The organism is Streptomyces sp. NPDC030820 (assembly GCF_055572075.1).
Genome location: NZ_JBVIEB010000005.1, coordinates 382,705 through 403,795 on the forward strand (window position 1 = coordinate 382,705; position 21,091 = coordinate 403,795).

The window sequence follows — 21,091 nt, forward strand, 5'->3', positions numbered from 1 at the left end:
CGTCGCCGTCAGCAGCCCGTGTCCGGGAACAGCGGGACGAACTGCACGCGCGCGTGGTCGTCGGCGTCCAGGACGCGGTCGTAGTCGAGACGGTCCACGCGGTACCAGACGTCGTCCCGCTTGCGGTTGCCGTTCACGTCGTCCAGCCGGACGCACCACCGCTCCGGGCGGACTTCCTTGCGGTACGTCTCGGTGCCGCTGCGCACCTTGTGGCAGTCCTGGTAGCGCTCGGTGGTGTACCAGGTGCGGGTGCTGCGGTGGCTGCCGGAGCCGGAGCGGGAGGTGTGGCGCACCTGGCGGGTGCCGGTGGTGCACCTCTTGACCATGTGCGGCCGGGTGGCCTGAGTGGTCTTCCTGGTGACGTGGCGCACCGTGTCCTTGAGGCCGTGGACGGGGTCCGGGTCGTCCCCTCCGCCTCCGCACGCGGCGAGCGCGGCCAGCAGGACCGCCGTCACACCGGCCGCGCTCAGTCGCCTGACGGACATTGTGCCGGACATGCGTCTCTCCCCCCCGTCGCCGGACGCGTAGCGTAGCTGATCGACGGGGGCGGCCCACGGGGCTGGGTGCCGTCAGCCGAGGCAGACCACGACCAGGCAGAGCTGGTTGGAGGAGGTCGACGACGGGGACGTCGACGAGGTCGAGGTACCGCTGCCGGTGCCGGTGGAGGGCGCCGGCTGTGCCGTCGAACCGCTTGAACCGCTTGAACCGCTCGAACCACTCGAACCGGTCGAATCGGTGGAACCGGTCGAGCCGGAGGAGGTCGCCGGGGTGTTCGCCGGCTGCGGTGCGGCCGGGGCCGCCGGTGCGGCCGGGTGCGGGGCGACCGCGGTGGTGCGCGGGTGGCCGGCGGACTGCGCCGTGCGGGGCGCGGGGGCGGGGGACTGCCGCCGGGGGGCGTTCACCGCGGGCGTCCGTGCCGTCGGCGTGCCGGGGGCACGTCGGTGCGTGGCGGCGGGCGGGGCCGGTGTGGACGCGGGGCTGCTGGGCGCGGCCGACGGGTCCTCGGTGAGGCCCATGCTCCGGTGGTCCGGTGCGGTGGCCGCCTGGGCGTTGTCGCCGCTGCCGCGGTCCAGTGAGGCGAGCGTCAGGCCGCCGCCGACGAGCGCGACGGCGGTCGCCACCACGGCCCGGCGCTGGTTCTTCTTCCAGCGCGCCAGCTGTCGGCGCCGGGCGGCGCGTCCCTGGGGGGCGGGCGGCGCGTCGGTGACGTCAGCGGGCGGTACGTCCGTGGCGGGGTCGGCGAGGTCGGCGGGCGGCGCGGCGGCGGGTTCCCCGGCGCCGAACCAGGTGTCGGCGGCGGGCGGTGCGGCCGTGACGGCGGCGGCGTGGGCGCGGGGCGGGGCTATGTCCGGGGCGTAGGCACCGCACCCGGGACAGACCAGGGCGCCGTTGAGGTGCCGGCGGCACGAGGAGCAGTAGTCCATCTGTGGTCTTCCTGAGTCCATGGGGGGCGGGCGACCGTCACGCTAACGAGCCTTTCGAAAGACTGTGTGCAGTCCGTGTGGCACTCCTGCACAGATTCGGAGGGTGCTTTTCCCGTGTCCCGGCCGGGTCCGGGCCGCTTGCGTCGGCATAGTGGCGGGCGGCTTGCGCACCGGACCGGCAGGAGGAGACGCATGCTCGGCACAGAGTTCCGCACCGGCTCGCCCATCTGGATCGATCTCGGCAGTCCCGACACGGAGGCGGCCGTCGCCTTCTACGGCGCCGTCTTCGGCTGGGAGTTCGCCTCCGCGGGCCCGGAAGGCGGCGGCTACGGCTTCTTCCAGAAGAACGGCGGCACGGTGGCCGGTCTCGGCCCGCTGACCGAACCGGGGGCGAGATCCGCCTGGATGACGTACTTCCGCACCGACGACGCCCAGGCCACCGCCCGGGCCGTGAGCGAGGCCGGCGGCAGGGTGCGGGCCGAGCCGATGAGCATGGGCGAGACCACCTTCGCCCAGTTCACCGACCCGCAGGGCGCGCAGTTCGCGGTGCTGCAGTCCGGGCAGGGGCTGCAGCGGGCGTCGGAGGACGACACGCTGGTGTGGGTGGAGCTGCACGTCGGCGACCCGCAGGCGGCCATCGGCTTCTACCGCGGGCTGTTCGGCTGGCGGTCGCAGGAGATGCAGGCGCCGGGCATGACGTACCAGGTGCTCAGCATCGGGGAGGGCGACCAGCAGGAGGGGACCTTCGGCGGTGTGGCCCCGCTGCAGGACGATCGGGAGGACGCCCGCTGGGTGCCGTACTTCGCCGTGGCCGACGCCGACGCGATCGTCACGGCGGTGGGCGACAGCGGCGGCTCGGTGCTCATGCCGGCGGCGAACGTCCCCGGCGTCGGCCGCATCGCCTGGCTGGCCGACCCGGCACAGGCGGTGTTCGCCGTGCTCAGGCCGGACCCGCGCCAGACCTGAGGTCGCTAAGGGGGGATGGTGCGGCGCTCCTTGGCTCGTTCGCCGATGGCGAAGTTGACGTGACCCGTCCCCGTCGGCGTCTTGCGAGACACCGGCGGGACGGCGTCTTGGGGCGCGGCCCTGACCCGGAGCGGCGGCCATGGGGTGCTTCAGTACGCGGTCCGCGCCGGCACCGGTGCGAGGACTGGGGCAGGCAAGGGCTGCTACTCGGAGTCGTCCGCCGTCGCGTGCAATCCGGCCGCGATCAGCCGCGCGACAGCGAGCGGCGCGCACAGCGAGGCGGCCGACTCCATCGGCACCGACCAGTACGACACACACGCCCGTGGGTCGAACCGTGCCATGTCCACCCGCGGCACACCGAGATAGGTGCCACTGCCGAGAACCTCGACGTCCGCCTTCGCCCGCCACAGGACTCACTCCCGCTCAGTCTCCAGGAACGGCGAGCAGGCAGAGCATCAGCGCCAGCCAGCCGACCGAGGCGACCACATGCACGACGACCCAGCTCTTACGGGCCCTCGGTGACAGTCGACGGCTCACTTCGCTTCCTCCAGGTCCGGCCACGGGCGCCCGACCAGCGTCCCCGGCCGACCGGCCCGACGCGTCCGCCGACGGAAGTAACGTCCGCTGCGCCGAGCCGAGTACGCCTGCCGCGACGAACACCGAGCGCAGTGCTGCCGTTCACGCGCCGCGCCTTTTGTTCACCCACTGTTCGAACTCACTTTCCGGTGCCCCCCGCGCGTCATCACATACGGTCCTGCTGCCGACGAGTGATCGCTGGGACCCGAAGGAGCGCTGCGCGACAGCCGCGCGCGCCGCGGACGCCCGGGCTGCACACACGTTCCCGGGAAGCGACGGGCCGAGACGCTCGCGGCGGACAAGCAGGCACTCTTCAGGGGGGCTTCTCGTTGAGATCTCGCACGCGCCGCCGTCTCGCGGCGCTCACGTCGGCCGCCTCGCTGGCGGCCGGCCTGCTCGGTGCGGCGGCACCGGGCGCACAGGCCGCGACCGATGACCTGACGGCCGGTCAACTCGGCCTGTACGGCGGTTCCACAGGGGTGGAGACCGTCAACGCGGACGGCACGGGACTGCGTTCCGTCCCCAACATCCCGAACTTCGGCTACACCCCGAACTGGGCGCCGGACGGCAGCAAGGTCGTGGCCGGCTGGAGCCAGCTGGCCACCGGCCGGGTCTCCGGCACCACCTCGCTCGTCACGCTGCCGTGGGCCACCAAGGTGCGCTCCAGCGCGTCGTACGAGGACCCCACGTTCTGGCTGGACGGCCGGTACGTGGTGTTCAGCACGGCAGGCCAGCTCGCCTACGGGCCCTCGGACGGATCGTGGGCGCCGGAGCCGCTGCTGACGGACGCCCAGGAGCCGTCGACGGTCTGTGACGTCCACCCGACGGCGAGCCCGGCCGGCACGCTGGCCTTCGAACGCCGGCACAACTACGGCTGCTACGACAGCCTGGGCATCTGGACCTACAACCCGTCCACCAAGGCGCTGAAGAACATCATCGCCTCCGGCTCCTCGCCGGTGTTCTCCGCGGACGGCACCAAGCTGGTCTTCACGCGTGAAGTGGACGGCTGGACCCAGCTGTTCACGGCGAACGCCGACGGCAGCGACGTCAAGCAGGTCACCACCGACCCCTCAGACCACGGCTCCCCGACCTGGGACCCGGCCGGCGGACGGATCGCCTACGAGGCGCACAGCTCGCACGCCGGCTGGTCCGACGACGTGCAGACGGTGCGGATCCTCGACCTGGCGAGCGGTACGTCGACCGAGGTCACCGGCGCGGGCAAGGGCGCCAAGCCGGCCTGGCAGCCGCTGCGGAAGAACTCCCTGATCCGGGTCTACGGCACCGGCTCCACCGGCATCGACGCCGCCGCCTCCCGGTGGACGTTCGACACCGTGGGCGCAACGCACGTACCCGGACTGCTCACCGCCAAGTCCGCGGTGCTGGTCAACAAGGGCAACGCCACCTACTCCGCCCCGGCGATCGCGCTGGCCGCCGAGAAGCAGGGCCCGGTCCTGATGACCTCGGGCAGCGGACTGGACTCCGCCGCGGCCCAGGAACTCAAGCGCTCGCTTCCCAAGGGCAGCACCGTCTACCTCAACGGCAGCACCGGCATCCTCGGCTCCAAGGTGGCGAGCCAGGTCCAGGCGCTCGGCTACAAGCCGCTGCGTCTCGACGCCCCCGACCTCTCCTCGCTGTCGGTCCGGGTCGCCAAGCAGATCAGCGCGACCCCGAGCTGGATCTTCGTCGCCGACGGCAACGACTACCACGACCCGATCGCCGCCTCCACGGCCGCCGGCGCGCTGGGCTACCACGGCACCGGAGTGGTCCTGCTGACGAACGGCAGGACGGTTCCGACCTCGGTCAAGAACTACCTCAACACCCTGGATCCCAGGACCACCAAGATGGTGGCGGTCGGCTACAACGCCACCCAGGCGATGGAGCACGTGACCCTGAACAAGGCGTGGAGCTTCTGGACGATCGGCGGCAAGACCCATGAGGACGTGGCCGCCAACCTGGCCCGCTTCTGGTGGACCGCGCCGACCGAGGCCGTCGTCGAGGACACCTGGACCTGGCAGAACGCGGTCGCGGGCGGTGCCGCCTCGGCCACGTACGGCCCGATGCTCTGGTCCGCCGAGTCCACGCTCTCGGCACCGGCCTCGTACTACCTGGGTCAGGAGGCCGCGAGCATCTGGTCGGTGCAGACCTTCGGCGGGAACACCTCGTACCCGGCGGCCAACCGCACCGCCATCGCCTCGGCGATCGCCGCGAGCAGCGCCTGGACGACCACCTACTGGGTGGCGAACGGCAACCCGCCGTCGACGACCGCCACGGCCCAGTCCTTCGGCACGTCGACCCGCTCCACCACCACCGTCACCCACCCGACCCCCGACCCCACCGTGGTCCCCGGCGGGCACCTGCCCGCACCCGACGCACACACCGCCCGCTAGCCGGCGAGACGGTTCGCGGTCCGCACCCCCCGGGTCCTGTCCGGCCCGGGGGCTCCGCCGCGTGGGCACGACCGGCCACGACGGCGCCGCAGACGACCGACGGCACATCGCGGCACCTCCAGCAGAGCGCTCAGTGCTTCCCGCCGCTCCGGCCGCCGCCTGCCTGGCCGCTCCCGGCCGAGTTGCCCGTGTCGCCGGAGCTGCCGCCGGAGCTGTTGCCGGTCGTGCCGTTGCCGGACGTGCCGTTGCCCGAGGTGCCGGCCTTGCCCGTCGTGCCGTTGCCGGCGCTCCCGGCGCTTTCGCCGGACTTGCCCGTGCCGGCCGACCGGCTCGGCGTGGCGGTCGCCCGCGCCAGCTGCTCGGAGCAGTAAGCGGCGACCTTGTCCTTGCCGCCGGCGGCCGTGACCAGCCGCTGCCAGGTTCGCGCGTCGAGCGCCTTGCCCCGGCCCTGGACGTGCTCGTAGGCACGGCAGTGGGCTTCGGTGTCCTTCGCGGACGGCGGGCGGTCCGCCAGCCGGGAGCCGGCGGAGGGAGCCGACGACGCCGTACCGCCCGGCCGCTGCGGGGCGACCGCCGGCGGGTGCGCGGAGTGCGGTCCGCCGCCCGTGGAGGAGCCGACGGAACCGATGGCCGCGACGGCGACGCCGCCCAGCGTGAGGCTGGCGAACACCACGCCGAACGTCATCTTCACCGGGCGCCGGACCCGCCGCTCCGCGGCCGGCCGCCAGTCGTCCCGCCGTCGGCTGCGTGCACGGTGCGCGCCCGTGGCGCGAGCGTCCCGGAACGCGGCCACGGCCCGCTGCTCGGCCCGGGGGTCGAGATCGCCGGCGCGCAGGACGGCGGCCAGCGCCGTCTCCAGCGCGGCGGCCTCAGCCGCACCCGGCGCGCCGGACACGGCGCCGGGCCGCACACGTCGACGGCCCTGGACTCCGTCGCCGCTCAGCCGTTCACCCATGTCCGTCTTCCGTTCCCGTCCGTTCTTGTCCGGCCGTTTCGATTCGTTCGGTGCCTCATGTCGACTCCCCCAGCGTCCGGGAAGCCCCATCCGTCACACCCATGTCCGCCTCGCCGCCGATGCCGAGCTGGCGCGCGAGGCGTTTCAGGCCTCGGTGGGCCGCTGTGCGCACCGCTCCGGGGCGCTTGCCGAGGACCCGTGCGGCGGCGGGACCGTCGAGGCCGACCACGACCCGCAGGAGCACGGCCTCGGCCTGGTCCCGGGGCAGTCCGCGGACCAGTTCCAGGGCCCGCTCGGTGGAGAGGGACTCCAGGGCCTGCTCATGGGTGCTGTGCGGAGCGGGCAGGTCCAGCACGTCCTGCTCGGTCCCGCCCGCCCGGGGCCGCACCTTCTGGCGGCGCAGATGGTCCAGCGCCCGGTGCCGGGCGATGGTCGCGGTCCAGCCGCGGAAACCGGCGCCGTCGCCCTTGAACCGACCGAGGTCGCGGGCTATCTCCAGCCAGGCGTCGGCGGCCACGTCCTCGGCGTCGTCGCCGACGATGCCGTGCAGATAGCCGAGCAGACCCGGCTGCACGAACCGGTAGGCGACCGCGAAGGCGGCCTCGTCACCCTCCTGGGCCCGTGCGACCGCCGCGCCGAGTTCCCCGTCGTACGCCTGTACGCGCCGGGGTTGCCGTACCTGGCCCAAGATTGTCCTCGTTCGCACCGGTTCATAGCGAGCTCGTGCCGTCCGACGCGTCCCTGACGCATCGATGGCCCCACAGTGACCAGCGTCCGCGCGCACAGAAGTGTCACAACGCGCCGGGAGCCCTTCACGCGACCCCCGGTGACCTGCGGTCGCGGCCGCGTGACGTTTCCCGCGGGCCGTGCGCTGGGGGAGTGCCGGGTGCGGTACCGCGCGGGTCCGGCCGCTCACCCGCGCCGGTGCCGCAGCCCGCCCCCCGGACCCCTCTCCGCGTCGTCCGCGACTCCCCCCTTGGGCGGCGCGGAGAGGGATGGGGCGGCCAGGGCCCCGACCACTGCACAGGGCCCGGCCGCCCCGCGCGCGGCTCGTGCCGTGCAGCGCGCACCGGGGGCGTGATGCTTCGACGGGCCCTTGCGCTCCTTGTGGCATGAGCGCGTACCTCCGTCTGCGAGCGGTGCCGCCGCCGGCACTGCGCAACAGCTCGACCTGGCTGGAACGGATTTTCGAGGACGACTCGGAGACCCTCCGCCGCTACCGCGACCAGGAGCGCATCTACACCGGCGCTTCCCCCCACCCCCTCGCCCAGGACCGGCCCCAGACCCAGGTGGTGCTCGGCGGCCGGCCGGTGTTCCGCGTCGACCGGCACAAGCCACCGCTGCTGGTGCTGACGGCGGCCCAGACCCGCCGGGTCTCCGGGTTCCTGGCGATGGCCGACTTCGACGCCCTGTGGCACTTCGCCCGGGACGCACTGCTGCCGCGCTACGGCGGCGTGCGAGCGGAGCCCGAGACATGGCGGGCGTTCGCGGCGGCGCACCAGGAACTGAAGGCGTTCTACACGCACACGGCCGAGCGCGGGGACGCGGTGGTGAAGTGGCTGCCCGAGGAGTGAGGAGTGGCCGCTGAGGAGTGAGGTGTAACAGTTCCGGGCCGCCGCGCTCTGTCCATGCGGACGACCATGTCGGTCGGCCAGGACAGGGGACACGACTCGTGCGGTGGACGGACGAAAGCGGCAGAACGTACGGCGAGGAGCCGTACGGCGGTGTCGGGTACGCGTATGCCCACGGTCACGAGGTCGGTGGCGCCCACACCGACACGGCCACGCTGTCCTGGGCCGCCGTGCACCAGGCGCCCTCCGACCCGCACCCCGTCCCTTTCGTGCCGGAACCCGGCTGGTCGCAACCGGGCTGGGGAACGGAACCGACCTGGGGGACGGCACCGACCTGGGGAACGGCACCGGACTCGGAGGCGGAACCGACCTGGGCGACGGAGCCGGACCGGGACAGGGAGCCGGGCACACCGGCGGGTGAGCCGGAGCGGCCCGTCTTCGTGGACTCCTCGGGGCGACGCCAGCGCCGCGTGCTGCGCGCCGCCCGGCTGCTGATGATCCCCGCCGGCGGCTATGTCGCCCTGCTGGTCAGCACCCTGCTGGGCGGCCCGACCATCAGCGCCCCGTTCGTCCCGCAGCCGGACGGCGCGCACCCGGCCACGCCCCGGGTGACCACCCCCGACTCACCGTCCGGCACCGGCCGCGCGGCGGCGGACGCCAACCCCGTCGCAGGGCACGCGAGCGCCCGCCCCACGGCGCAGTCCGGCCGCACGACGGCCCCGACCACCCCCGCGGCCACGGCCGCGCCCAACGCTGCGCCCAAACGGACCACCGCCGCGGCCGCCACCTCGGGCCCCGCCCCCAAGGGCCGTGCCCTCGGCTCGTCCCACAAGCCCGTGAAGTGATCCAAGGCCCTGACGTGACCGACCGCCGACGCCGCACCGCGCCCTCCCGCCGCAAGGCCCCTGTCCGCCGCCGCGGCCGCACCTCCCAGATCACACCGCGCACCCACTGGCTCCTGCTGAGCGTGCTCGCGGTGACCCTGTCGACGGCCCTCCTGCTGCAGGGCTACACCCACCACATGTTCGGGATCAGCCAGGACGACGTGACCGGTGCCCGCGGCCGCAGCGACGCGGTGCCCGGCCGGGTGGTCCACGGCGGCCCGGTGATCGCGAACGCCGCCTCCGCCGCGCACACCGTCCAGGTGAAGGACCGCACCATCGCCCTCACCTTCGACGACGGCCCCGACCCCGGCTGGACGCCGCGCATCCTCGACGTGCTGCGGCGCAATCATGTGCACGCGACCTTCTTCGTCGTCGGCACCGAGGTCGTGGACCACCCGGACCTGGTCCGCCGGATGGTCGCCGACGGCCACCAGATCGGCATCCACACCTTCACGCACCCCGACCTGTCCCGCCTCGCCCCATGGCAGCGCTCCCTGGAACTGCGCGAGACCCAGCTCGCGGTGGCCGGCGCGGCCGGGATCACCACCGCACTGCTGAGGCCGCCGTACTCCTCGAAGAACGCCGCACTGGACGACGCCGACTGGTCCGTTCTGAAGCAGGCCGACACGGCGGGCTATGTCACGGTGCTCTCCACCCAGGACGCCGAGGACTGGCAGCGACCCGGCACCGCCCGCATCCTCGCGAACGCGACCCCGCACGGCCACGCGGGGCAGATCCTGCTGATGCACGACGGCGGCGGTGACCGCTCCCAGACCGTCGCCGCCCTGAACACCCTGATCCCGCGGCTCAAGGCACACGGCTTCCGGTTCGCGACGGTCGGCGCGGCGGTCGGCATGGCCGGTCCCGTCCAGCGCGCCGGCCTCGGCGACCACCTCCAGGGCATGGCGCTCATCGCGGTGGTGCGGACCGGCGACTGGGTCGTACGGCTGCTGGGGGCGCTGATGTTCGCGGCCGGAGTGATCAGCGTGCTGCGCGCGGCGGTCATGCTGATCGCGGCCCGCCGGCACCGGCGCCTGCGCTCCCGGGGGCGGGGGCGTTCCTGGGGGCCGCCGGTGACCGAGCCGGCCAGCGTCATCGTCCCCGCGTACAACGAGAGCGCCGGGATCGAGGCCGCCGTGCGTTCCCTGGTCGCCTCCGACCACCCGGTGGAGGTCATCGTGGTGGACGACGGCTCCACCGACGGCACCGCGGACCTGGTGGAGTCGCTCCGGCTGCCGGGCGTGCGGGTGATCCGGCAGGAGAACGCGGGCAAACCGGTCGCGCTCAACACCGGGCTCGCCGCGGCCTCCTGCGACCTGGTGGTCATGGTCGACGGCGACACGGTCTTCGAACCCGGTACCGTCCGCACCCTCGTGCAGCCCTTCGCCGACCCCCGGGTGGGCGCCGTCTCGGGCAACGCCAAGGTCGTCAACCGCGGTGGCCTGCTGGGCCGCTGGCAGCACATCGAGTACGTGGTCGGCTTCAACCTCGACCGCCGGCTGTTCGACCTCGCCGAGTGCATGCCGACCGTGCCCGGTGCGGTCGGCGCCTTCCGCCGCCGGGCGCTGCTCGCCCTCGGCGGCGTCAGCGACGCCACCCTCGCCGAGGACACCGACCTCACCATGGCGCTGTGCCGCGACGGCTGGCGCGTGGTGTACGAGGAGGGCGCGGTGGCCTGGACGGAGGCACCCGCCTCCCTGAACGCCCTGTGGCGGCAGCGGTACCGCTGGTGCTACGGCACCCTGCAGGCGATGTGGAAGCACCGCGGCGCGCTGGCGCAGCGCGGCGCCGCCGGCAAACTGGGCCGCCGGGGCCTGCTCTATCTCCTCCTCTTCCAGGTGCTGCTGCCCCTGCTCGCGCCGGCCGTGGACATCTTCGCCCTGTACGGCCTGGTCTTCCTCGACCCGCTCCGGATCGCCGGCCTGTGGCTGGCCTTCCTGCTGCTGCAACTGGGCCTGGGCCTGTACGCCTTCCGCCTGGACGGCGAACGCCCCGGCCCGCTGTGGAGCCTGCCGCTGCAGCAGTTCGTCTACCGGCAGCTGATGTACCTGGTGGTGATCCAGTCCGTCTTCACCGCCGTGTCCGGCTCCCGCCTGCGCTGGCAGCGCGTGGAGCGCTACGGCAGCCTGCAGGCCCCGCCGGGCACGCACCCTTCCGGGCCCTCCGGGTACGACCGCACCCCGGCGGAACCGTACGGGGGCGCTCCGCAGCCGGAACCGTACGGCGGCCCTCCCCGGCCCGCGCCCGTGCCACCGGCCGGCCACGGGCAGCCCGTTCCCCACGACACCACCCAGTGGTACTGAAAGGAAAGTGATCCGAGCACATGAGCGGAACCCGGCGCCGACCGCCGCAGCGCAGCAGCTCCGGCAGCCGTGCGGCGGTCGGCCGCGGCAGGCGGCGCCGCACCGACGTGCAGAAACGTTGGATCGACTATCCCAGAGCGGGCCGCACCGGCCCGCGCCGCTGGCTGCCGTCGTGGCGTCAGATGCTCGCGTCGTTCCTGCTCTGCGTCGGCGCCGTGGCCGCGGCCGTCGGGTACGCCTACGCCACGATCACCATCCCCGACCCGAACCCCAAGGCGCTGCTCCAGAACAACGTCTACTACTGGTCCGACGGCACCGTGCTGGCGACCGACGGCAGCGTCAACCGGGAGAACGTCACCCTGGCGCAGGTCCCCGCCGACGTGCAGTGGGCCTTCATCGGCGCCGAGAACGCCTCCTTCTACACCGACCCGGGCATCGACCCGCAGGGCATCGCGCGTGCCGTCGTGCACATGGCCGAGGGCGGTAACGTCCAGTCCGGCTCGACGATCACCCAGCAGTTCGTCAAGAACACCTACCTCGACCAGTCGCAGACGCTCTCCCGCAAGTTCAAGGAACTGCTGATCTCCGCCAAGATCGGCGCGAGCATGAGCAAGCAGCAGATCCTCCAGGGCTATCTGAACACCTGCTTCTTCGGCCGCCAGGCCAACGGCATCCAGGCCGCCGCCCGTGTGTACTACGGCCTCCCGGTCGAGAAGCTCAGCGTGAGCCAGGGCGCGTTCCTCGCCGCCGCGGTCAACGAGCCGAGCCTCTTCCAGTACGCCGACGCCGACCCCCGGGCCCGGGCCCAGGCGCAGGCCCGCTGGTCCTGGGTGCTCGACCGGATGGTCAAGACGGGCAAGCTGACGCAGGAGCAGCGCGTCCGCATCGCGGCGGCCGGCTTCCCGACGCCGAGGAAGTGGGCCCCCGGATCCGGGCTCACCGGCCAGACCGGCTATCTGGCCCAGCTGGCCCGCTCGTACGTCCAGGCACACGACCCCGGCATCACCGACAGCAGCCTGAGCCGGGGCGGTTACCAGATCCACACCACCTTCGACCGGAAGAAGACGGCCGAGCTGGCCAAGGCGGTCGCGAAGGTCCGCGCCGAGCGCCTGGACCCCGCCCACCGGGCCGCCGACCGGAATGTCCAGGTCGGCGCCGCCTCGGTGGACCCGGGGACCGGCCGGATCCTGGCCGTCTACGGCGGCCCCGGCTACCAGCAGGCCCACTACTCGGACAACGCCGACACCTCCGGCGTCCCGGTGGGGTCGACCTTCAAACCGGTCGTCCTCGCCTCCGCGCTCCAGTACGGGGCCGTCCTGAAACCCGGCACGCCCCCGGCGCCCATCACCCCGGCCAGCAAGTTCGACGGCGACGACGGCATCCAGATCAAGGACCAGCAGGGCAACTACGTCACCGACGACAAGGACCCCACCGGCCTTCTCCACCAGCACAACGACACCACGCACCGCTGGGGGTACATCCCGCTGCGCACGGCGATGGAACAGTCGGTCAACACACCGTACGTGCAGCTGGGCGAGGACGTCGGCTACGGCGACGTGGCCCGGACGGCGAAGGCCCTGGGCCTGCGCCCGGAGAGCCTCGCCGCGCCCAGCGCCGGCTTCTACATCGGCACCTCCACCCCGAGCGCCATCCGCATGGCGGGCGCGTACGCGACGTTCGCCGCCTCCGGGATGCAGGCCACGCCGTACTCGGTGACGAAGGTGACCCACGACGGCGCGGTCCTGCCCGGCTTCACCGCCCCCACCCCCGTACGAGCCCTGCCCGCGCCGGTCGCCGACAACGTGACCGACGTCCTGCGTGGCGTGATCACCCGGGGCACCGGAACCAAGGCCCAGGCCCTCGGCCGTACGGCGGCGGGCAAGACGGGCACCACCGACGACTACCGCTCGGCCTGGTTCATCGGCTACACCCGCCAACTGGCCACGTCGGTCGTCCTCTTCAAGGAGGACCCGGCCCACCCCCAGCTCCAGTCCCTGGCCGGTGTCGGCGGCCTGCAGAAGGTGTTCGGCGGAGACATCCCGACCGAGATCTGGACCCAGTACATGCACGACGCCCTCTCCGGCCTCCCCGACCTCCCGTTCCCCACCCCGGCCCCCCTGGGCCCCGGCAACAACGAGCCCGGCGTCCCCTCTCCTTCCCCCAAGCCCACCCACTCCCCGGCCAAGCACACCGGCACCCCGGGCAAGCGAACCCCCGGCACCACCACCCCCGGGCCGGGCGCCCCCTCGCCTGGGATTAAGTGCCATGCGCACAAGTGCCGTTGACGACTGCGGTACGACGCCCCGGCTGCCAACAGCCCGGTGTGGTGCCCAGGATCTTCGTACGTAGGTGGAACCGCAGGGCGGAACCGCGAGGCCCAGGAGTAGAGCTTGAGGAAGTACATCTGCGGCGCGGCGCTCATCCTCGCGGTGGTGCCGGGGCTGGCCGGGTGCGGCGCTTTCGGGACGGGTGCACCCGCGCCGGTCGCGACGGGCCCGGTGACGATGCCCGATCTGGTCGGGAAGAACGCCGAGAAGGCCGAGGACCAGCTGGAGAGGCTCGGTGTGCCGAAGAGCCGGATCGAGCTGCGGGCGGATGACGGAAACCATGCGGTGGTGCTGGTCGCATCGAACTGGGACGTGAACACCCAGTCGGTGAAGGCGGGTGCGCAGCTCGGAGTGAAGCAGGTGCTCGTGCTCGGCGTGGGCAAGCCGACGTGGCGCGAGCGTCATCACGGCCACCTGCTCTAGGCCCTGCCGAAGAGGATCGCCGCACAGCACTTCGCCCCGCCGTACGGCCGGCGGGGCGAAGGAGAGCTTCCGCGCTGGACTTCTACTTGGTGAAGGCCGCGACGCCGTTCGGGGTGCCGAGGCCCGTCGGGCCGTCGTAGCCCTTGCCGGCCTTGCACAGGTAGGTGTCGCAGGAGCCGTTGGCGCCGGCGGTGACGTCGTTCAGCTTGTCCGGGTGGGCGTAGGGGTAGGACGCCGGGACGTCACCGGAGGCCGGGGTGCCCGCGAGGGCGTAGACGCCGGCGATGAACGGCGCGGAGGCGCTGGTGCCGCCGTACACGTTCCAGCCGCTCGCCTGGTAGGTGTCGTAGACGGCGAGACCGGTGGCCGGGTCGGCGACGGCCGCGACGTCGGCGACGGCGCGCTTGGCGCAGTCGGTGTCCTTCTGCCAGGACGGCTTGGCGTCGTACTGCGAGCAGCCCGAGCCCGCTCCGTCGCCGCCGGCGGAGGTGCCCCACACGGACTCGGACCAGCCGCGGGTGCTGCTGTCCTTCTTGAGCGAGGTGCCGCCGACGGCCGTCACGTACTGCGAGGCGGCCGGGTACTCGGTGCCGTAGCCGCTGTCGCCGGAGCTGACGGTGATGGCGACGCCGGGGTGCTTGAAGTACTGGTCGTCGGCCTTGGTGTCGGCGGCCTCCTCACCGCCGCCGTAGCTGTTGGAAACGTACTTGGCGCCCTGCTTGACGGCCTGGTTCACGGCCGCGCCGAGGTCGTCCATGTTGGCGGACTTGGCCTCGACGAGGAGGATCTTGCACTGCGGGCAGGCCGCGCTGACCATGTCGACGTCGAGCGAGATCTCACCGGCCCAACCGGAGTCGGGCGCCGGGTAGTTGGTGCCGCCGTCCTGGTCGGTCTTCTTGAAGCAGCCGTTGCTCGTGCTGCACTCCGGCAGGCCGTACTGGGAGCGGTAGGCCGCCAGGTCCTTCTCGGCGTTCGGGTCGTCGTTGGCGTCGACGATGGCGACGGTGGCGCCCTTGCCGCCGTCCTTGGGCAGGTTGTAGGCGGCCTGGAGGTCGGCCGGTCCGAAGCCCTTGGGGGTGTCGTGGCGGCCCAGGGACTTCTGCGAGGTGAGGTCGGTGCGGACGACCGCCTGGCAGGCCATGTAGCCGGGCTTGGTGGGCTGCGAACACAGCGAGCGGGTGTGCACCGTCGCGGTCGTGGAGGCCGTGGGCGATGCGGTGGTGGTGGTCGTGGCGAAGGCCGCCGACTGCGTGGCGACGGCCAGGCCGCCGGTGATCAGAGCTGCTGCAGACAGGAGCGCGGGCGCGCCGCGGCGTATCGGGTTCCTTCTGCGATGAGACTGCAATGAACTGCCCTCCGTGGGGGGATGGGTGGCTCCACGACGGCGGCCGGAGGCGTTGTTATCAGGTGCATGACAATCGCTTTCCGTTGGGGGTGGCCGGGTGGAGTCGATTCGGGCATCCTGCTGATGCTGCCACCCTGGTCAGTGGTGGCTACAGATGAGGCTAAGGACACTTTGCTGAAGAGAACAGAGGCAGTTGGTAAAAACCTTGGCCGCAACACTCCGCGTCGCCGGGTACGTTGTGCAGCCATGGAGCTCGAAGACGGAACCATCAACGACCTGATGTCGCTGGGCCTGGCCCGGTACGAGGCGCGGGTCTACCTGACCCTCATCAGGCGTGGTTCTTACACGGCCGCCGAGGTGGCCCGGGAGGCCGACGTGCCGCGCCAGCGCGTGTACGACGTGCTCGACGCCCTCGTACGGCGGCAGCTGGCGACCACCCACCCCGGCCGGGTGGCCACGTACTCCGCCGTCACGCCCGAGCTGGCCCTCGCCCGCCTGATGGCCGCGCAACGGGAGACGATCGACCGACTGGACCGGGTCTCCCAGGACTTGGCCGGCATCCTCCAGCCCCTGTGGTCCCAGGGCCGGGAGCACACCGACCCGCTGGACTACATCGAGATCCTGCGCGACCCGAAGGCGATCGCCGAACGCTTCGCCGACATCCAGCGGCAGGCGCGGCACGAACTGCTCACCTTCTGCAAGCCGCCGTTCGTCGCCCCCACCGAGAACACGGACGGCCTGGCGGTGGTCGACCGGCTCCACCACTCGGGCGGCACGGTCCGCGCGATCTACCTCGACGACGCCCTGGACGACCCCGAGCAGGTGGAACACGTACGGCGCTTCGCCGCGGCGGGCGAGGAGGCCCGCTTCGCACCCGAACTCCCCCTGAAACTCGTCATCGCCGACGCTTCCCTCGTCCTGTGCGACATGCCCGACCCGGTGGCCGGCGCCGACTCGACCACCACCCTCTTCATCGAGCACCCGGCCCTCGCGGCCTGCCTGCGCCTGGCTTTCCACACGGTGTGGACGAACTCCACACCCGCCCCACCACCAGTCACGCCCGCCACACCTGCCCCGCACGACGGCGACCGCGGCCGGACCGCACCGTAGGACGGGCCAGGGCGGCCCACCTGTGCACCCCTCGGTCACCCGGCCGGCAGGCTGACCGTGAACCTCGCCCCGGGCGTGGGGCCGGGGGCGTACGACACCTCGCCCCCGACGGCACGGGCCAGGCGCCGTGCCAGCGGCAGCCCCAGGCCCGCGCCGTCGTGGCCGTCGCCGGAGTCGGCGCGTCGGCCGGGCTGGAACAGCTCGGCCACGAACGCCTCCGGCACGCCGGGACCGTCGTCGGCGACGTCTATCCGCACGATGCCGGGGACGCGCACCGCGGACACGGTCACCCGGGAGCGGGCGTAGCGGGCGGCGTTGGCGAGCAGGGGACTGAGGATGCGTTCAAGGAGCGCGGGGGCGACCCCTGCCTCCAGCACCGGCGCTTCCGCCTCGACCGCGGTCTTCACCCGGTCCGGCGTGTCGAGGTGCTGGAGCAGCCGGTCCAGGACCGGCACGACATCGGTCGTCCCCGGGGTGGTCGCCGGGTTCAGCGCGTTCTCGCGGGCGTCGTTCAGCAGCGTGTCGCAGATCGTGCGCATGGACTGGGCGGCCTCGGAGATCACTTCCTGCGTGGCACGGGTCTCGGCGTCCGTGCGGGGGCGGCTCCGCCACCAGTCGAGTTCCATGATGATCCGGGTGAGCGGCGTGCGCAGTTCGTGCGACAGCTCTCCCGTCAGCTGCTGTTCATGGCGCAGCACGGTGCGGGTGCGGTCCAGGAGCTGGTCCAGCGACGCCCCGAGGCGGGCGAGTTCGGCCGGGTGGTCCGCCGTGCCGAAGCGCTCGTCGGAGCCTATGGCGCTCCACTGGGTGGCCCGGTCGGTCATCGTCCGCACCGGGCGCAGTGCCCGGCTGACGGAGAGGCGGGTGAGGACGTAGGTGCAGCCGAGCATCACGGCGTCGAGGATCAGTGACGCCAGCAGCAGGGTGTCGGCCGAGCTGCGGTACGGAGCGAGGTCCAGGGCGGTGACGACGGTGGCGGCGGAATGCCGGCCGGGGACGGGGTGGGAGCACAGCCTGACGGGCGGGTGGCCGTGGGTGTGGACGGTCGCGCAGGCGTGCCCGGGCTGTTCGGCCAGCCGGTCGGCGGCCCGGGTCAGCGGGCTGCCGGCCGTGGCGGACGGCGGCTTCTCCAGCAGGCGGGGTCCGGCGTAGATCCACACGTTCGCGTCGAGGAGGCGGTCGTTGACGGTCTCCAGGACGCGTACCCGGGGGCCGTTCGTGTCGACGGTCGTGGCCACGGCTGCGGCACGGTTGCGCAGTTCGTCGTCCGCCTGGTGCTGCAGGTGCCGGTCCATGACGACGTTGAACACCACGGTCAGGATCGTCATCAGCAGGGCGGTGGCGGCCAGCGCCGCGAGCGAGAGCCGGCCGCGCAGGGTGCGCGGGGCCAGGCGGCGGAGGCGACGGGAGGCACGGTTCATGACAGACGGTGTCCGATCCCCCGCGCCGTACCGACGGTGAGGCCGCTGCCCGCCTCGCGCAGCTTGCGGCGCAGTCGGCTCAGGTACTGGTCGAGGGTGTTGTCGCCGACCTGCGCTCCCTCTGGCCGGCCGGCCCGCACCAGGTCGCGGCGGCGCACGAGGGTCCCGTCGGCGGCGACGAGCGTGGCGAGCAGCCGGAACTCGGTCGGGGACAGGGCGGTGCGGGCACCGTTCACGGTCATGCTGTGCTGCACCGCGTCCAGGACCAGGTCTCCGGCCGTGGCCACCGCCGTTGTGCCGGTCCGTCTGAGGACGGCTCTCAGCCTGGCGGCGAGTTCCGCGAGGTGGAAGGGCTTGGGCAGGTAGTCGTCCCCGCCGGCGGAGAAGCCGGACAGCCGGTCGGTGAGCTGGTGCCGGGCGGTCAGGAAGATCACGGGGGCGAGGAAGCCGTTGGCCCGCATCGCCTGGCACACGTCCCGTCCGTCCGCGTCGGGCAGGCCGACGTCGAGGACGGCTGCGGCGACGTCGGCGCCGGCCAGCCCCAGGGCGGTGGCGCCGTCGGTGGCCAGGACCGGCTCGAAGTCCTCGTCGTACAGGCCCCGGCGCAGTACGTCCCGCAGGGCGTGATCGTCCTCGACGACAAGGATCTTGAGGCGCATGTTGCTCCAGAGGCCTTCCGGTCGGACTCGTACGTGTCAGGGACGCTGCGGCGGTCGCCGGGCCGCCCGGGACGATGCGGCGGCCGCCGGGCCGCCCGTCACCGGTGGACCGCCTGCCGGGCCATCCCCAGGACCGCCTGCCGGCCGTCACCGGTGGACCGCCTGCCGGCCGACGGCGCATCGGCGCGCCACCGGCCGCCGGCACCGTCGCCACGGCTCACGAGGTCACCAGAAGGGCGCCCAGGCGCCTGGCGGTGAGCCATCGTGCCAGGGTTGCCGCCTGTCGTCGCGCCGCGGACATCGCCCCGAAGGCCACCAGTGCGCCGACGGCGAGGCCGGCCAGGACGTCGTGCGGATAGTGTGCGCCGACCCACACCCGGGAGGCTCCCATCGCCAGTGCGGCCACGACCGCGGCCGCTCCCAGCCGGCGCGAGACGAACACCAGCGCCACGGCAGCGGCGGCGGCGACGGCCGCGTGGTTGCTCGGGAAGGACCAGTCGCCCGGCGCCGGACACGCCTCCAGCGTTCTCACGTGCAGGCTCTGGCACGGCCGGTCCTCGCGCACCGCCAGCTTCAGCGCGGCGTCCACTCCGTACGCGAGGACCACGACCACCGGTACCACCAGCGCGGTCACCGCGGCGGCGGCACCGGTGTGCCGGGCCCGCCACCAGCCGAGGGCGGCCAGGACGGCGAACACCGCGAGCCCGTACGTCGACCAGGCCGAGACCGTGTCGTCCAGCCAGCCGGGCGAGTGCTGCGCAAGACGCACCACGTCCGAGTAGACGGAGCCGTCGACGGAGGACCCGTCGACGGCCAGGATCACTGGTTCCCTCCCGTCGCGTCGGCGCCCCGGAAGAACACGTGGACGGCGGGCTGCGGGGCCGGCTGCGGCGGACGGGTCATGGGGGGGCCTTCCCTGCGGACCGGGTGAGAGTGAACGCCCGGCAACGAATGACTACAGCGAAGTAGACGGTCTACGGAACTGTAGACGAACGGCGCCCGGGGAACGTTCCCGGGTGACGCGCACCACGCGAAGGCCATCCGTGGTCACGCAGCCGCCCGACCTCGAGGCCCCGCGCCGCGCAGGTGCCGAGGATGCGGGGCAGGGCACCGAGCGCCGAGTGGCAGGCGCCCGCATGCCCTGGAGACGGGACAGGATCGTCAGGACCGTGGTGTACGCCAGGCCGCCGGGCAGCGGCGAGTTCGGCGAACACTGCTCCTAGGCCCGCGGCCGTGCTCCGGCGGCCGCGGGGGCGCGGTACGTTCGACACCCCACGTCACCCACGAAAGGAACCCACCGTGGCCGTCGAACGTACGGGCCCGCCCCTTTTCGGTACGGAGCGCGAGACGCTGCGGGCGTTCCTGGACTTCCACCGGGCGACCCTGGCGATGAAGTGCGAGGGTCTGACGGAGGAACAGCTCAAGGAGCGGTCGAGCCCGCCGTCGACCCTCTCCCTGCTCGCCCTGGTCCGGCACCTGGCCGAGGTCGAACGCGCCTGGTTCCGCCGGGTGTTCGACGACAACGCGGCCCCGATGCTCTGGTCGGACCAGGAGTTCGACTTCCAGGCCGCGTACGACACCACGGGCGCGAGCGCCGAGGAGGCGTTCGCGGTGTGGCAGGCCGAGGTCGAGCACTCGCGCCGCATCGAGCGCGAGGCCGAGTCCCTCGACCTCGCCGGGCACCAGCCGCGCTGGGGCGAGGACGTGTCCCTGCGAATGGTGATGCTCCACATGATCCTGGAGTACGGACGCCACAACGGCCACGCGGACTTCCTCCGCGAGGGCGTGGACGGCACGGTGGGCGCCTGACCCGCATCACCGCACACAGAAGGAAGGCCCAGGTCTGCGGACCTGGGCCTGCTTCATGAAGCGGATGACGGGCACGTGCGGCTTCACCAACCGAGCGCACGCTCGTCGGCCTGCGCGTCCTGGGCCGGCGCGGCCGGGCGCGCGTCGTGGCAGGTGAAGCCGAGCCGGGTCAGGGCCCGCCGCATCTCGATCGTGGTGAAGTCGCGGCGGTCCAAACGGGTGATCACCTGCCCGACCTGCATCACGGGGTAGACGCGGCGGCCGATGGTCACGGACACGCCGGTGACGGGTTCGGGCGTGATGCCGCTCATGGACTGCTCGACCTCACTCTTGATCAGGTCGAACGGGAATCTGGCGATGACACAGCGCATGGATGCCTCCACAAGGGGGTGGGGAAAACACCGGGGAGAGCCGGCTCGACCGCGCTACGGCGGTCGGACGGCGGTCAGGGTGTGAGAGCGAGGACGCCGAGGGCGTAGCCGTGCTCGTCGATGACGGGGGACACGTCCAGGTTCCGGCCGCGCATGGCGGCCTGGGCCTCGCCGAGTACGGCCCTGGACGAGGTGAACGGACCGCGGTCGAGCGGGATGTCCCGCAGTCGCGTCCCGTCGCGGTACCACGTGCCGCCGCGGTGCGCGGCGAGCTGGGACCGCGTGACCAGACCCGCGCACCGCCCGTCCTCGTCGCGGAGGAGCAGGTGCGGGACGCGGGCACCGATGAGCACGGACAGCGCCACGTCCACGGCCATGTGGTCGTCCACCTGGGGCCCTGGACCATGCATGGCGTCGCGTGCGGTCAGACCGGTGCCTTCGGCGCCGTCGGCCTGTCGTGTTCGGGGCGGAATCGGCATCAGGCGCTTCTCCTCTTCGTCGGGCCGGGCGGGCTGAGCGGGCCGGGCGACGACTCCCGGCGATGACCGGGAGTGCATCGG

The 21,091-nt window shown here is 72.8% G+C and carries 20 protein-coding genes; 9 read left to right on the forward strand and 11 right to left on the reverse strand.

The genetic code is table 11. The features are described from left to right. Positions 1-8 precede the first annotated feature (8 nt). Entirely contained in the window at positions 9-497 is a 489-nt protein-coding gene (locus tag ACZ418_RS16735; RefSeq protein WP_468362922.1) for a hypothetical protein, read from the reverse strand. A gap of 72 nt (positions 498-569) precedes the next feature. Next, entirely contained in the window at positions 570-1,424 is an 855-nt protein-coding gene (locus tag ACZ418_RS16740; RefSeq protein WP_468362924.1) for an SCO2400 family protein, read from the reverse strand. Between the two features lie 192 nt (positions 1,425-1,616). On the opposite strand from ACZ418_RS16740, the gene ACZ418_RS16745 reads away from it, so the two are divergent. Further along, positions 1,617-2,390, forward strand: a complete 774-nt coding sequence (locus ACZ418_RS16745) for a VOC family protein (RefSeq protein WP_468362926.1) — start codon at positions 1,617-1,619, stop codon at positions 2,388-2,390. A 203-nt stretch (positions 2,391-2,593) separates the two neighbouring features. On the opposite strand, the gene ACZ418_RS16750 is transcribed toward ACZ418_RS16745, so the two are convergent. Beyond that, entirely contained in the window at positions 2,594-2,731 is a 138-nt protein-coding gene (locus ACZ418_RS16750; protein WP_468362928.1) for a hypothetical protein, read from the reverse strand. Positions 2,732-3,295: 564 nt separating this feature from the next. Here ACZ418_RS16750 and ACZ418_RS16755 point away from each other — a divergent pair. Then, positions 3,296-5,353, forward strand: a complete 2,058-nt coding sequence (locus ACZ418_RS16755) for a cell wall-binding repeat-containing protein (RefSeq protein WP_468362930.1) — start codon at positions 3,296-3,298, stop codon at positions 5,351-5,353. A 130-nt stretch (positions 5,354-5,483) separates the two neighbouring features. On the opposite strand, the gene ACZ418_RS16760 is transcribed toward ACZ418_RS16755, so the two are convergent. Together ACZ418_RS16760 and ACZ418_RS16765 are read right to left on the reverse strand one after the other, a co-directional pair. Then, positions 5,484-6,308 (reverse strand): hypothetical protein, encoded by an 825-nt coding sequence (locus ACZ418_RS16760; protein ID WP_468362932.1) that lies wholly within the window; start codon positions 6,306-6,308, stop codon positions 5,484-5,486. A 55-nt stretch (positions 6,309-6,363) separates the two neighbouring features. Then, positions 6,364-6,996 (reverse strand): RNA polymerase sigma factor, encoded by a 633-nt coding sequence (locus ACZ418_RS16765; protein ID WP_468362934.1) that lies wholly within the window; start codon positions 6,994-6,996, stop codon positions 6,364-6,366. 424 nt (positions 6,997-7,420) lie between these two features. Here ACZ418_RS16765 and ACZ418_RS16770 point away from each other — a divergent pair, with 424 nt between their 5' ends. From ACZ418_RS16770 to ACZ418_RS16790, 5 genes are all read left to right on the forward strand, one after another. Further along, on the forward strand, positions 7,421-7,882 hold the full coding sequence (locus tag ACZ418_RS16770; RefSeq protein ID WP_468362936.1) for a DUF1877 family protein: 462 nt from the start codon (positions 7,421-7,423) through the stop codon (positions 7,880-7,882). A 98-nt stretch (positions 7,883-7,980) separates the two neighbouring features. Beyond that, complete coding sequence (locus ACZ418_RS16775; protein WP_468362938.1) at positions 7,981-8,724, forward strand: hypothetical protein; 744 nt, start codon at positions 7,981-7,983, stop codon at positions 8,722-8,724. A 14-nt stretch (positions 8,725-8,738) separates the two neighbouring features. Then, positions 8,739-11,066 (forward strand): bifunctional polysaccharide deacetylase/glycosyltransferase family 2 protein, encoded by a 2,328-nt coding sequence (locus ACZ418_RS16780; RefSeq protein WP_468362940.1) that lies wholly within the window; start codon positions 8,739-8,741, stop codon positions 11,064-11,066. 20 nt (positions 11,067-11,086) lie between these two features. After that, a complete protein-coding gene (locus ACZ418_RS16785) occupies positions 11,087-13,351 on the forward strand; it encodes a transglycosylase domain-containing protein (protein WP_468362942.1) in 2,265 nt (754 codons plus the stop codon). A gap of 105 nt (positions 13,352-13,456) precedes the next feature. Next, the gene (locus ACZ418_RS16790; RefSeq protein ID WP_468362944.1) at positions 13,457-13,816 is read left to right on the forward strand and encodes a PASTA domain-containing protein; all 360 of its coding nucleotides are present in this window, start codon (positions 13,457-13,459) and stop codon (positions 13,814-13,816) included. An 82-nt stretch (positions 13,817-13,898) separates the two neighbouring features. Here the strand turns inward: ACZ418_RS16790 and ACZ418_RS16795 are convergent, their stop codons facing one another. Further along, entirely contained in the window at positions 13,899-15,161 is a 1,263-nt protein-coding gene (locus ACZ418_RS16795; protein ID WP_468362946.1) for a S53 family peptidase, read from the reverse strand. 246 nt (positions 15,162-15,407) lie between these two features. Here ACZ418_RS16795 and ACZ418_RS16800 point away from each other — a divergent pair, with 246 nt between their 5' ends. Further along, positions 15,408-16,271, forward strand: coding sequence for a TrmB family transcriptional regulator (locus ACZ418_RS16800; RefSeq protein WP_468362948.1), 864 nt, complete (start codon positions 15,408-15,410; stop codon positions 16,269-16,271). A 35-nt stretch (positions 16,272-16,306) separates the two neighbouring features. Here the strand turns inward: ACZ418_RS16800 and ACZ418_RS16805 are convergent, their stop codons facing one another. The 3 genes from ACZ418_RS16805 to ACZ418_RS16815 all read right to left on the reverse strand — a co-directional run bounded on the left by ACZ418_RS16805 (position 16,307) and on the right by ACZ418_RS16815 (position 19,174). Beyond that, positions 16,307-17,692: a sensor histidine kinase gene (locus ACZ418_RS16805; protein ID WP_468362950.1), complete on the reverse strand. Its 1,386-nt coding sequence runs from the start codon at positions 17,690-17,692 to the stop codon at positions 16,307-16,309. Beyond that, positions 17,689-18,351, reverse strand: coding sequence for a response regulator transcription factor (locus ACZ418_RS16810; RefSeq protein WP_468362952.1), 663 nt, complete (start codon positions 18,349-18,351; stop codon positions 17,689-17,691). The genes ACZ418_RS16805 and ACZ418_RS16810 overlap by 4 nt, the downstream gene beginning before the upstream one ends. Before the next feature lie 217 nt (positions 18,352-18,568). Next, a complete protein-coding gene (locus tag ACZ418_RS16815; RefSeq protein WP_468362954.1) occupies positions 18,569-19,174 on the reverse strand; it encodes a phosphatase PAP2 family protein in 606 nt (201 codons plus the stop codon). A gap of 476 nt (positions 19,175-19,650) precedes the next feature. On the opposite strand from ACZ418_RS16815, the gene ACZ418_RS16820 reads away from it, so the two are divergent. Next, positions 19,651-20,160, forward strand: coding sequence for a DinB family protein (locus ACZ418_RS16820; protein WP_468362956.1), 510 nt, complete (start codon positions 19,651-19,653; stop codon positions 20,158-20,160). A gap of 83 nt (positions 20,161-20,243) precedes the next feature. Here ACZ418_RS16820 and ACZ418_RS16825 read toward each other — a convergent pair whose 3' ends face one another. Next, the gene (locus ACZ418_RS16825; protein ID WP_468362958.1) at positions 20,244-20,531 is read right to left on the reverse strand and encodes an SCO5918 family protein; all 288 of its coding nucleotides are present in this window, start codon (positions 20,529-20,531) and stop codon (positions 20,244-20,246) included. Positions 20,532-20,605: 74 nt separating this feature from the next. Next, positions 20,606-21,010, reverse strand: a complete 405-nt coding sequence (locus ACZ418_RS16830; RefSeq protein WP_468362960.1) for a CBS domain-containing protein — start codon at positions 21,008-21,010, stop codon at positions 20,606-20,608. Positions 21,011-21,091 lie beyond the last annotated feature (81 nt).